Origin of the sequence: Enterobacter cloacae complex sp. P18RS, assembly GCF_014982105.1 — a bacterium.
In the GTDB taxonomy this organism is placed as follows: domain Bacteria; phylum Pseudomonadota; class Gammaproteobacteria; order Enterobacterales; family Enterobacteriaceae; genus Enterobacter; species Enterobacter hormaechei_C.
Genome location: NZ_JADCKV010000022.1, coordinates 1 through 11,830, shown reverse-complemented (window position 1 = coordinate 11,830; position 11,830 = coordinate 1). Strand labels below are relative to the sequence as shown.

At 54.6% G+C, this 11,830-nt stretch carries 10 protein-coding genes; 2 read left to right on the top strand and 8 right to left on the bottom strand.

From position 1 onward, the window contains the following. Window positions 1-38: 38 nt before the first annotated feature. The 3 genes from INF61_RS17195 to INF61_RS17185 form a co-directional block, all read right to left on the bottom strand. Window positions 39-518, bottom strand: coding sequence for an Rrf2 family transcriptional regulator (locus INF61_RS17195; RefSeq protein WP_003860591.1), 480 nt, complete (start codon window positions 516-518; stop codon window positions 39-41). 167 nt (window positions 519-685) lie between these two features. Beyond that, window positions 686-2,074 (bottom strand): HAMP domain-containing sensor histidine kinase, encoded by a 1,389-nt coding sequence (locus tag INF61_RS17190; RefSeq protein ID WP_045142500.1) that lies wholly within the window; start codon window positions 2,072-2,074, stop codon window positions 686-688. Next, on the bottom strand, window positions 2,074-2,751 hold the full coding sequence (locus INF61_RS17185) for a response regulator (protein ID WP_017383516.1): 678 nt from the start codon (window positions 2,749-2,751) through the stop codon (window positions 2,074-2,076). Before INF61_RS17185 ends, INF61_RS17190 begins: the two co-directional genes overlap by 1 nt. 203 nt (window positions 2,752-2,954) lie before the next feature. Here INF61_RS17185 and INF61_RS17180 point away from each other — a divergent pair, with 203 nt between their 5' ends. Next, window positions 2,955-3,791 carry a MipA/OmpV family protein gene (locus INF61_RS17180; protein WP_023304201.1) on the top strand — a complete coding sequence of 279 codons (837 nt, stop codon included), beginning with the start codon at window positions 2,955-2,957 and terminating at the stop codon, window positions 3,789-3,791. A gap of 129 nt (window positions 3,792-3,920) precedes the next feature. On the opposite strand, the gene INF61_RS17175 is transcribed toward INF61_RS17180, so the two are convergent. The 3 genes from INF61_RS17175 to INF61_RS17165 all read right to left on the bottom strand — a co-directional run bounded on the left by INF61_RS17175 (window position 3,921) and on the right by INF61_RS17165 (window position 5,472). Next, window positions 3,921-4,667: an alpha/beta hydrolase gene (locus INF61_RS17175; RefSeq protein WP_193547943.1), complete on the bottom strand. Its 747-nt coding sequence runs from the start codon at window positions 4,665-4,667 to the stop codon at window positions 3,921-3,923. 10 nt (window positions 4,668-4,677) lie between these two features. Continuing rightward, window positions 4,678-5,145, bottom strand: a complete 468-nt coding sequence (locus tag INF61_RS17170; RefSeq protein WP_040117934.1) for a DUF6130 family protein — start codon at window positions 5,143-5,145, stop codon at window positions 4,678-4,680. Between the two features lie 156 nt (window positions 5,146-5,301). Beyond that, window positions 5,302-5,472, bottom strand: a complete 171-nt coding sequence (locus INF61_RS17165) for a YfgG family protein (RefSeq protein WP_017383512.1) — start codon at window positions 5,470-5,472, stop codon at window positions 5,302-5,304. 368 nt (window positions 5,473-5,840) lie between these two features. On the opposite strand from INF61_RS17165, the gene INF61_RS17160 reads away from it, so the two are divergent. Continuing rightward, the gene (locus INF61_RS17160; protein WP_193547942.1) at window positions 5,841-8,081 is read left to right on the top strand and encodes an EAL domain-containing protein; all 2,241 of its coding nucleotides are present in this window, start codon (window positions 5,841-5,843) and stop codon (window positions 8,079-8,081) included. Window positions 8,082-8,085: 4 nt separating this feature from the next. Here INF61_RS17160 and ppx read toward each other — a convergent pair whose 3' ends face one another. Both ppx and ppk1 read right to left on the bottom strand, forming a co-directional pair. Beyond that, window positions 8,086-9,624, bottom strand: a complete 1,539-nt coding sequence (gene ppx, locus INF61_RS17155) for an exopolyphosphatase (RefSeq protein WP_003860570.1) — start codon at window positions 9,622-9,624, stop codon at window positions 8,086-8,088. Window positions 9,625-9,627: 3 nt separating this feature from the next. Next, complete coding sequence (gene ppk1 / locus INF61_RS17150) at window positions 9,628-11,688, bottom strand: polyphosphate kinase 1 (protein ID WP_032669402.1); 2,061 nt, start codon at window positions 11,686-11,688, stop codon at window positions 9,628-9,630. Window positions 11,689-11,830: the final 142 nt, after the last annotated feature.

Genomic DNA, 11,830 nt, shown 5'->3' with positions numbered 1-11,830 from the left:
CACAATGAAGGCGGCTTTTTTTTCGCAGTCTGTCAGGATTAGGGCGCTTTTTTATGCTGTGTGCAGAGTTCCGGCACCGGATCGCACCCGCTGGTATCGGCTTTTTTCACCTCTTCCAGCGCGCTGGCGACGGTATGGCGCGCTAAAACCGCTAACGAAGCCTGCTCCGCTTCATCAGCGATTGATTTGAAGTACCAGCAGGCGTTGGCGCTGACCACGCAGCGGGCCGGGACGTCAGGACGGGACGCCCACAGCTTTTTATCTTCAGTGACGGAGAGGTAGATATCACGCAGGGTAATCTCTTCCGCCGGGCGGCCAAGGTGAATAGAGCCGTTGCGGCCAAGCGTGGAGACGATAATGCCGTCGCGGGCGAGAGGAACCATTAATTTGCGGATAAAGCTCGGATTCGCTTCCAGGCCGTAAGCCAGGATTGCACTCGTCGAACGTTCACCCGATTGCTCCGCCATCGCTACGCTGAGAACCATCTGCAAAGCTGTCGGGAAGCGGTAATCTAACATTTTTCTGTCCTGGGTTGCGGTGAATCTTGTTCTTTTTGGCACCGCAGAGGTGAATAATCAGTAAGTAACAATATAACAAATACGGTAATTTTATTGAAGCAATCTGCGGCATACGTGAAGTAACGCTGCGCTGACACATGTCAGGACGTGTAGCGCCGCGTTTACGTTCATGCGAACGCCGGATTCGGGAAATCAACGGTCACCATAAGACCGCCTTCGGCTGACTTACTCAGATTGACCCTGCCGTTGTGTTGCTGCGTAACGGCTTTAACGATAGCAAGCCCCAGTCCACTCCCGCTTTGGGTCTGATTAGGATCGCGGAAGAACCTGTCGAACACACGCTCCCGCAATTCAACCGGAATGCCGGGACCCGCGTCTGAGACGCGCAGCTGAGCGGACTTATCACGCGATTGCAGTTGTACCTCAATGCGTCCACCCTCAGGGCTGTACTTCACGGCATTCTCAATTAAATTGTCGATCAGCGATACCAGACGTTCCCGAATGCCTGTGATATGGATTTCATCATCGGCGATGAATTCAAACTCAATTCTGCGCCCGGACGCCAGCGGTTCCAGGGCAGCCATTCGCTCCTGAATAAGCGTCGTCAGCGGCACAGGCGACATCACCGTGCTGATGTGCGCTTCGCTGTGCATCATCAGCAGAAGCTGATTGACGAGACGCGCAGCACGGCTATTGCTGCGAACAATGCCCGCAAGCAGCTCCTGCTGGCTTTCGCTGATGACCCAGGACTGCAACGCCTCGACGTTGATCCGCATCGCGGCCAGAGGCGTACGCAGTTCGTGTGCGGCATCGGCAATAAACATTCTTTCCCTTTCGGCGCTTTCCCGCACCCTGGCCAGAAAGTCATTAATCGCGTCGACTGTCTGGCGAAGCTCCCTGTGTCTGGGGACGGCTTTTAAAGGCGAGAGATCGTCCGGCGTGCGCAATGAAATTTCATTCACCACCTTGTTCCAGGGGCGCATCGCGATGCGGATGGACAGCCACGCGGGGAACAGAAGAAAAGGGATGCATATCATCAGCGGCATGACGTAGTAGCCGCGCGAGTTCAGATAGATAAAGAAATTCCAGCTACCGGCAGGGGTAAAAAGGGTGACTTCCACGTCGGAGTGCGCGGATTTGAGGGTACGGCTCGTCCATGTATGGTCCTCACTCTGGACATGCTGCATGACCCCCAGACGGCTATTTTTTACCCCCGTTGGCGCACCATCCGAAGAAAAAATAATCTCGTTATTCTTGCGAACAATGAGGTTGATGGACAGCTCCGGATCTTCGCCGCCGCCATAGCCCTCCCGCAGCGCCTTGCTGAACGCTGCCAGCACAGCATCACGCGCCTGCGGACGATCGTCCATGCTCTCTACCAGGGAAAACAGGGTTTCATAAGTCTCACTGCCCGTCAGTATGGGAGGGCTACGCAGGTCTTCCAGCAAAATGAAGGTTAAAAAGAGACACCAGAGCAACGTAAGCAGCAGCATCTGGGCGACCAGCATTCGCCTGACCAGCGTGGGAAGCCGGAGGTGGTGCCAAAAATTACGCATCAACCTGCTGCCTTCTGAACGGGTACGGTATCGATGACATACCCAACGCCTCTTACCGTTCGCACAAAGCCATCGCCAATTTTTCGCCGCAGGTTACCCATATGCACGTCAAGCGCGTTGCTGAGGTTTTCTTTCGTGCCAAATATCCTTTCTTCCAGATACCGTCGCGTAAGCACGCGATCGGCGCGCAGCATTAACGTTTCAAGCAGCGCATATTCGCTTGCCGTCAGCTCAACGTGGCGTGCGCTCACCGTTACGCGACGCGTCGGAATATGAAGCGACAAACCGCGAATTTCTATTGCCTCATTTTCAAAACCGTAACTGCGCCGCGCAAGGGCTCTCACGCGCGCCAGCAGTTCGGCGAGAACAAAAGGTTTGACCAGATAATCGTCTGCACCTGCATCCAGCCCGCACAGGCGGTCCTGTAGCGTGCCTCGCGCCGTCAGGATGATGACAGGGACGCCCTTAAGCTGTTGACGCAGGCGCGTCATCAGGCTCATGCCATCGCCATCGGGCAGCCCCAGGTCGAGCAAAATAAGTTCCGGCACGCAGATCCCAAGCTGATGCAGCGCATCCTCTTTGCGGCGTACCCATATGACATCAAATCCTTGATCTGCAAGGGCGATACGCACGCCATTGCCGAGATCCAGGTCGTCTTCAATTAGTAGAATTTTCACATTGGTAACTGTATCAACAGTGCATGAAGAACAACTGAAGAAAAAACGGTAACAGGAATTCTTCAGGGTTTACAGAACCTTCACGTGCTTCAGCATTTCTTCATTTACGGCTCATAAGAACCTTAGGGTGAGTATTCAGAATGAGCGCTCTGGCGTTTAACACCGCTTGTATCGCAATCATCTGAATCCAAAGGGCTTCTTTAATGAGAAACATCACACTGCGTAATAGTTTCCCCCGTTCACGCATCCGTCGCAGCATGAAAAGCATCTTGCCGGGGGCCGTCCTGGCGTTACTGGCTACCCCGACCCTGGCGGCAGATCAGCCTCAGGGCAACGTGTTAACCCTGGGAGGCGGCGTGGATGTTGCGCCACGCTATTCCGGTTCGGACAAGAGCCGGGTCTCTGCGGCTCAGGTGGTTGATTACGCGATGGCCAATGGTTTTTTTGTCAGCACCACGCGGGGGATCGGCTACGGCAACAGCTTTGGTAACCTGGACTACAACGCAGCGCTGAGCTATCGCGCTGGACGTAAGGATCGCGACGTAAGCAGCGATTCGATCGCCTCCGGCAGCGACGACCTGCGAGGAATGGGTGACATTAAAGGCTCAGCTATCGTTGTGCCAGGGCTGGGATACAGGGTGACTGACTGGCTGACCGTGCAGTTGCAGGCAGAGGTCCCGGTTTCTGAGAGAGACAATGGTGAAGCTGTGCATTTCGGCATTGCCAGCCCGCTCTATACATCTCCGAAAAATGCGTTAACGCTGGCGCTGACCGGTAGCTGGGGATCCAGTAAGTATGTGCAAACCTACTACGGGGTGAATGCCGCCCAGTCGGCCGCATCGGGTTTTGCCCGACACGATGCCGGATCGGGAATATATGCGTATTCGCTGAACCTGGACTGGACCCATAAGCTTACCTCCCGCTGGAGCCTGCTTGCCGCAGCTGGCGTTACGCAGCTGACGGGAGAGGCTGGCGATAGCCCCATTGTTCAGCGAAAAACGTCTCCTGTGGGAAGTTTGAAGGTGACGTACAGCTTCTGATGGTTCAGCGAGGGGGAAGGTGCGTTTGTGACAAAACCGCACATAACCCCGTTGCAGGAGCCGGAAGTGCATAAAGCCCGCAGGATGGCGTGGCCCGAAGTCGGACCGTTCATCATGCGGGCTTTTTTATCACTGTTGACCCGATAACGCCTGTTCAATCGTACGGGTAATGACGTCCGGCTGGCTGACCATCGATACATGGCTTGCCGCTACCTCCGTGGTGTTGGCGTTGATTTTCTTCGCCATTGCGCGCTCTAGCTCAGGATTGATCATCCGGTCATTTTTGCTGACCACATACCAGCTCGGTTTGTCATGCCAGGCGGCATGCGCGATTTTCTCCCCAAACGCATCGGCCTTAATGGGGCTCTGCGTCGCGGCAATCACGCTGCGCTCAACGTCCTTCACGTCAGGGGCGAAATTCTCGCTGACCGCTTTTATCGGCAGATATAAATACCCCTCTGTGGTTTTAGCGAGGCTGGCGCTCCCTGGCGGAGCAGGGAAGCTATTTGCCAGAGCTGCCGTCGACTGGCCGGAATCCGGCGCAAAAGCGGCAACGTAAACCAGTGACTTCACGCGGGCATTGTTTCCCGCCTCGCTGATTACCGTCCCGCCCCAGGAGTGACCGATCAGCACCACATCCCCATGAGCCCGGGCGATAGCACGCTGCGTGGTGGCGACATCATCTTTCAGAGACGTGAGCGGAAGTTGTACCGCAATGACCTCGGTATGGTGTTTTTGCAGCCGGGTAATCACCTTATTCCAGCTGCTGCCGTCGGCAAACGCCCCGTGCACCAGCACTACGCTGGCTTTCGTCTCTGCCAGCGCGCTGGTGGAAACCGCCAGCACCATCGCTGTTAATACAGACAATGCTTTCATAACAGGCTCCTTAAAAGTGATGAACCGCGGCGTGTGGCGGCACGGTGAATTCAACGGTTTTATGGTCGATGGGTTTATGCGTCGGGTCGGCAACGACGATCGTCACCTTGTGCTTTCCTGCGGGCAGCCCGACCAGGATCACCGGCTCGCCGCTGGTATCAGCCCAGTGCCAGGGCGCGTCATCCACCACAACGTGAATATGGCCGATACGCGGAGTGACTTTCAGCGCGTCGGGTCCAAATACAGGTTCAATGCGCAGGTTTTCGACACGGTACTGAATAAAGACCGCACCTTTACTTAGCGGTCCCGCCAGCGGCGGATCGACAATCAGTTTTGCTGGCGGCTGGGGGTGTTCAGGCGGGGCGACGGCGGCTGGACCGTTGACATCAGCGGCGCTCAGGCCATGCAACGGTGCGGCCATTGCGCCAGCAAAGGACGTCAGCGCAAATACAGGAAGCAGGAAATATCGACGAATCATCTGTGTCTCTCCTCATCAGTTTATTATGGCGAGGGATACAGAAGACCATTTTTATGTATCGGGGATGTTTGCTTTTGCGGGCGTGTTGTACCGGTTTGTCAGCGTAGCGCTCGGGATACAGTGCGATACAGTTTGTCTGCCGGGAGCAAACACGCTTTAGCGCTCGGGCGAATCCACCACAAGACCTGATTGCTGTGACTGAATTTTGTCCTGATGGTGATACCAGGCGCCAATGGAGGAATAAACAAAGCGGCCAAAGAAAAACAGGAAACTGATGAGCAGTATGATGCGGGTCATCCGGGTGTTAAATCGATGTCGTTTTCGCATACGCGTAGCCTGACTCACTTTCTTTTCCTGAGTATACCCTTTTGGGCGATACGGCTATTAAGGCACAGCCGCAAGTCAGGGTCAATTCGGCGAAATGTAAAATAGCGTCAATGCTTACATTAATTTATGTTATTAAAAACAACGCTTTTATTTATCGCATTGATAATTACAGGAAAAATATTCAAAAAAAACGTAAGAAAGGTTTATTCAGATAAATTAATTTGATTTAGGTCAACCGCATCCCGTCGTTGATATTTAAAATCCCTCCTCCACTGTGCTTGCCAGGAATTTTCCAGGCAACGTGTACGTCAGGTTGGATGCCTGTCTTCATTTACCCTCTGGAGCGCAAGGGTTGTAAACGAGCATCTATGAATATTCACCACATCCTGAAGCAAAATAAAGACCGCTGGTGGGCACTTCCTCTTATTTTACCCGTCGTGTTACTCCCGGTGCTTAGTGTGGCTAATACCTTAACGCAGTTGGGCGACGGTATCGTTGCGCTCTATTATCTCCCGCTCTCCTTTTTGCTGACGCTGATGTTATTCTTTGGCCTGGAAGCCCTCCCCGGGGTGGTGGTGTCGCTGTTTTTACGTTATTACCCCTCCGTTGGGTTATTTGAAGCCATGGCCGGCATTCTGCATTTTATCGTTCCTCTGGTGCTCTGCTGGGGCGGTTATCGCGTGTTTGCGCCCCGGCGCAATATGACCGCTTACGGTGACATACGCCTGATGGGGCAGCGTATTTTCTGGCAGGTGTTTTGCCCGGCAACGCTATTTCTGCTGCTGTTTCAGTTTGCGGTCTATCTCGGCGTCTATGAGAGCCGCCAGAGCCTCGCAGGACTGAATCCCCTCAATATTCGGACCCTTATTAACAATCAGGGGCTGCTGGTGAGCGGGCTGACGGGCGTGCCGCTAAGCTACCTGCTGATCCGTCTGATACGTCATCCGCGCTATATCAAGGGACTGATGTCCCAGCTCCGCGCGCAAATAGACAAAAAGGTGACGGCCTTTGAGTTTGTGGTGTGGTTTATAGCCCTGGGCGGGTTGCTGGTCATGCTGCTGCTGCCTATGAATGCAAACAGTTCCATTTTCAGTACCAACTACACCTTGTCCCTGCTGATGCCCGTGATGCTCTGGGGGGCGATGCGCTTTGGCTACAAGCTGATGTCACTCATCTGGACGCCGGTCCTGCTGGTGTCGATTCACTTTTTTTATCACTACATTCCGGTGCAAGAGGGGTATGGCATTCAGCTGGCGATCACCTCATCCAGCTATCTGGTCTTTTCCTTCGTTGTGACGTACATGTCGATGCTGGCGACACGTCAGCGGGCCATCAATATTCGCTCCCGCAGTCAGGCTTTTCTCGATCCGGTGGTGCATATGCCCAACCTGCGGGCGCTGTCGCGCGAGCTGGCCAGTCATCCGTGGTCAGCGCTCTGTTTACTGCGCGTGCCCGAGCTGGAGGTGCTGGGACGCAATTACGGCGTGATGCTGCGGATCCAGTATAAACAGCAGCTGGCGCAATGGATAAACGGCACCCTTCGGCCCAATGAGCGAGTCTATCACCTCACCGGGTATGACATGGCGGTGCGTCTGGAGGCGGAGTCGCATCAACAGCGCATTGAAACGCTGGACGAGCATATCAAGCAGTTTGTTTTTATCTGGGATGGTATGCCGGTACAGCCTCAGGTCGGCGTGAGCTATTGCTATGTACGCTCACCCGTCAATCATCTCTATCTGGTGCTGGGGGAGCTGGGCATCGTGGCCGATCTCTCCCTTTCTACCAACCACCCGGAAAATCTTCAGCAGCGCGGGGCTGTTCATTTGCAGCGTAGCCTGAAAGATAAGGTCGCGATGATGAGTCGTTTGCAGGCCGCGCTGGAGCAGGACGCTTTTACCCTGCTGGTTCAGCCCGTTCGCGGGCTGCGCGGTGATTGTTATCACGAGGTGCTGCTGCGAATGCGTGATGATAACGGGGCGCTGATCTTTCCCGAGCAGTTCCTGCCCATTGCACAGGAGTTTGGTTTATCGTCGCGTGTTGATTTATGGGTACTGGAGCATACGTTGAGTTTTCTAGCACAGCACCGCCAGCGTTTGCCGGGCCAGCGCTTTGCGATCAACCTCGCACCTTCTACCGCCTACCGGGCGCAGTTCCCGCTTGAAGTGAGCCGCCTGTTAGCCAAATACGCCGTTGAAGCGTGGCAGCTGATCTTTGAAGTGACCGAAAGCAGCGCCTTTGGTCATGCGGATCTGGCGGCGTCGACCCTCAGGAAATTACAAAAAATGGGCATCCGGATCGCCATTGATGATTTTGGCACGGGCTACGCCAGCTATGCGCGGTTAAAAAGCGTGGACGCAGACATTCTCAAAATCGATGGCGGTTTTATTCGCAATATTGTCAGCAACAGCCTGGATTACCAGATTGTGGCTTCCATTTGCCATCTGGCCCGGATGAAGAAAATGCTGGTGGTGGCGGAATATGTGGAAACGGAAGAGATACGTAGCGCGGTGCACGCGCTAGGTATCGATTATGTGCAGGGCTATTTGATTGGGTTGCCGACTGAGCTTGATACGTTGCTCAACACGCAGCCTTCTCAGGAGAGCGCCTGAGCCGTTACGCTGCCGCCTCAGAACTCTCTTCTTCAATCTTCAACAGCCAGCCGGTAACCGCTTCCCAGTACTGCTGCTCTTTTTCCAGATCCAGCAGCACCAGCGCGTTCTGGCTAAACCAGTCGTGCGGGAAGCTCAGCGTCCAGTGATAGTCATCCGTTTTTAGCTTCAGCGTCGGCGGCGTGGTGGTTGCCTGTCGCTGATTATTGAGCAACACGCCCAGGCGCAACAGCTGAATGAGCGGCAGGAACTGCTTTTTCTTAAATAACGTAAAGCGCGGCAGATCGTCGAGCTTGATGGCTTTGCGGTGATAGCGCACCAGCGTCGCCATCATGGTTTGCTGCTCCTGGTTGAAGCCAGGCAGATCGCTGTTTTGCAGAATATAGGCTGAATGGCGATGCATTCCGCTGTGGTTAATGTTCAGCCCCACCTCGTGCAACATGGCGGCCCATTTCAACAGCGCGGCCAGCTGCGGATGCGCCAGCTTCGGATTCTGCTCCTCCCACTGCTCGTACATCTGAACCGTGGTTTCGAGCACCCGTTTCGCCTGTTCGCGGTCGATGTTGTACTGGTTGGCCAGGCTCTGCGCGGTGCGGCTGCGAATATCCTGATGACGGAAACGGCCTTCCATCTCATACAGCACGCCTTCACGCAGGGCGCCGTCAGAGAGGCGCAGCTCTTTGATCGCCAGCGCGTCAAACACGCCGCAGAGGATCGCCAGCCCCGGTACGAACACGGCTTTACGTTCGTCGGACAGACCCGGCAAACTCAGGGCGTCGAAGCTCTTATGCTTAAGCACCTCTTCGGTGAGTTTCACCAGGCGCTCAGGCGTAATAAACCCGTCTTTTTCACCCATTGCCAGCAGCACTTCATGGGCCGCTTTAATCGAACCCGATGCGCCCAGCGCCACGTTCCAGCCCTGAATACGGTATTGCCAGGCCAGATTTTCGAGTTTTTGTACGGCGGCCATGCGCGCGCGCTGGAAGTTTTCGCGGGTGATGACGCCGCCCGGGAAATACATCTGCGCGAAGCTGACGCAGCCCATACGGCGGCTTTCCACCAGACGCGGCTCGAAGTCTTCGCCAATCACCAGTTCCGTGGAACCACCGCCGATATCAATCACCAGCTTGCGGCCTTTTTCCGGCTGCGTATGCTCCACGCCCATAAAAATCAGGCGCGCTTCTTCGTTACCGGAGATGATCTCAATCGGGTAGGGGATAACCTTTTCCGCGCGCTTAAGAAACTCCGGCGCGTTCAGCGCCTGGCGTAGCGTATGCGTCCCGACGATGCAGACGCTGGACGGCGAAAAGCCTTGCAAACGTTCTGCGAACAGCGACAGACAGTTCAGCCCGCGCTCCATGGCCTCTTCGCTCAGCATGTTACGCGCGTCGAGTCCATCGGCCAGATGCACACGCTGCTTCAGACGACCGATGATCTGCATCGCGCCATCCACCTCGCGGGCGATGACCATATGGAAACTGTTTGAGCCAAGATCGACCGCGGCGAACTCCTGCGGGCGTGGGGTATTATCGTTTATTGGCATAGGTTAATCGGATTGCTCAAGTGATTTAATGTAATCGTAAATCGCCAGCTGCGAGCGCACTTTACGGCGGTTGCCGCGCGGTACGTAGCGATTACTGAGTTCTTTGTCGATATAACGTGCTTTCACCGTATCGCTGAACAGGATCTCGATAATGTCCAGGATACGCTGCTTAAGGCGAGGATCCAGCAGCGGTGCCGCCACTTCAATACGGTAATCAATGTTACGCGTCATCCAGTCGGCGGACGAGAGGTATACGCGCTTATCACCGGCGTTATCGAAAATATAGACGCGATCGTGTTCAAGATAGCGATCCACAATGCTGATCACGCGGATATTGTCGCTGATGCCTTCCAGTTCCGGAATGAGCGAGCACATGCCGCGAATGAGCAGATTTACCGGAACGCCGGAGCTGGAGGCTGCGTACAGGCGGTCCACCAGCCCTTTGTCCACCAGATTGTTGAGCTTCAGCGTGATGCCGGACGACAAGCCGTTCTGCGCATTGGCAATCTCTTTATCGATCATATCGTACAGCAGGCGCCGTGAGTTCTGCGGTGACACCAGCAGATAATCGAAGCTCACCGGGCGGTACGGGTTCTCAATGAAGTTGAACACCCGACGCACTTCGTTGGTGATGCGGGCATCGGCAGTCAGCAGCGAATAGTCGGTGTAGATTCTCGCGGTTTTCTCGTTAAAGTTCCCGGTACCGATATGGGCGTAGCGCACCACGTCCTCGCCCTCTTTACGGGAGATCAGGAACAGCTTGGCGTGAATTTTCAGCCCTGGCGCGGAGAAGATGACGTGTACGCCCGCTTCCGTCAGTCGGCGCGCCCAGTGGATGTTGGCCTCCTCGTCGAAGCGAGCCTGGAGCTCAACCACCACGGTCACTTTCTTGCCGTTGTGCGCCGCGTGGATCATCGCATCGATGATACGGGAATCTTTCGCCACGCGATAAATGTTGATTTTGATCGCCAGCACGTTCGGATCGAACGAGGCCTGACGCAGCAATTCCAGCACGTGTTCAAAGGTGTGATACGGATAGTAGAGCAGCACATCCCGTTCGCGGATGGCGTCGAACCCGTTGCGGAACTTATCGAACCAGATATGGCGCAGGCGCGGCAGCGGTTTGTTCACCAGATTGGCCTTGCCGACGTTCGGGAAGCCAATGAAATCTTTAAAGTTGTGGTAACGCCCACCGGGGATAATGGAGTCGTAGCGGGAGATGGTCAGCTTATCGCGCAGCATCTCCACCATCGCGTCCGGCATATCGCGTTGATAGACAAACCGCACCGGCTCCGCCGTCAGGCGCTGCTTGAGGCTGGAAGACATCAGCTCCATCATGCTGGCCTCCATCTCATGCACCAGATCGTACTCGGCGTCACGGGTCATCTTCATCGAGTAGGCGTTGAGCGCGTCGTAATCGAAGAAGCCTTTGAAGATATCGTCCAGGCAGTAGCGCAGGATGTTATCCAGCAGGATCATCGGCTTACGCCGGCGCGGGGTTTCCGGCGGCAGGTTTACAAAGCGTGGGACTTTATCAGACGGTATTTCCAGCAGCGCGTAGTTAATGGTCTCACCCCGAATGATTTCTACCGCCAGATAGGTGTAATCATCTTTCAGGAACTGCACCAGATCGGTTTCACGGTTGATCAGAATCGGGGTGATATGCTGGCGCAGATAATGTTTGAAATAGTGGCGCAGCCAGTTTTGCTGATTCGCGGAGAGCTGGCGTTCGTTGATCAGGAAGATTTGGTTGCGTGCCATTTCCAGCAGCAGCTCGTTATAGAGGCCATCAAATTCCTGATCGGCTTTCATGACGCGAGACTGGATTTTTCCAAGCAGATGCCGGGAGTGGGAGTTCAAGCCCTGTTCTTCGCTGATGATGATTCGGCGTTTCAGTTCGGCGAAGCGAACCTTGTAGAACTCATCCAGATTGTTGGAATAGATGCCTAAAAAACGCATACGTTCAATCAGCGGGTTGCTTTTATCGGCCGCTTCCTGAAGTACACGTTCGTTGAATGCTAACCAGCTTAGCTCTTTCTCAATGTATAACTTTTCCTGACCCATTACAGCTCACACTCCAGTTCAATCACAGGACGTGGTAAATCCGTCTCGTCCTTATTATGGCGAGCATTTCCACGATATGTCCAACAGTGCCAGAAAAGTATGACAGTTATTTTTTTGTTGGGGAATTTAGAGGGTTGGGGGA

Coding starts and splice junctions, on each gene's coding strand:
- INF61_RS17190 (WP_045142500.1), bottom strand. CDS start 2,074: ATGCGTAATTTTTGGCACCACCTCCGGCTTCCCACGCTGGTCAGGCGA.
- INF61_RS17195 (WP_003860591.1), bottom strand. CDS start 518: ATGTTAGATTACCGCTTCCCGACAGCTTTGCAGATGGTTCTCAGCGTA.
- INF61_RS17180 (WP_023304201.1), top strand. CDS start 2,955: ATGAGAAACATCACACTGCGTAATAGTTTCCCCCGTTCACGCATCCGT.
- INF61_RS17160 (WP_193547942.1), top strand. CDS start 5,841: ATGAATATTCACCACATCCTGAAGCAAAATAAAGACCGCTGGTGGGCA.
- INF61_RS17170 (WP_040117934.1), bottom strand. CDS start 5,145: ATGATTCGTCGATATTTCCTGCTTCCTGTATTTGCGCTGACGTCCTTT.
- ppk1 (WP_032669402.1), bottom strand. CDS start 11,688: ATGGGTCAGGAAAAGTTATACATTGAGAAAGAGCTAAGCTGGTTAGCA.
- INF61_RS17165 (WP_017383512.1), bottom strand. CDS start 5,472: ATGCGAAAACGACATCGATTTAACACCCGGATGACCCGCATCATACTG.
- INF61_RS17175 (WP_193547943.1), bottom strand. CDS start 4,667: ATGAAAGCATTGTCTGTATTAACAGCGATGGTGCTGGCGGTTTCCACC.
- ppx (WP_003860570.1), bottom strand. CDS start 9,624: ATGCCAATAAACGATAATACCCCACGCCCGCAGGAGTTCGCCGCGGTC.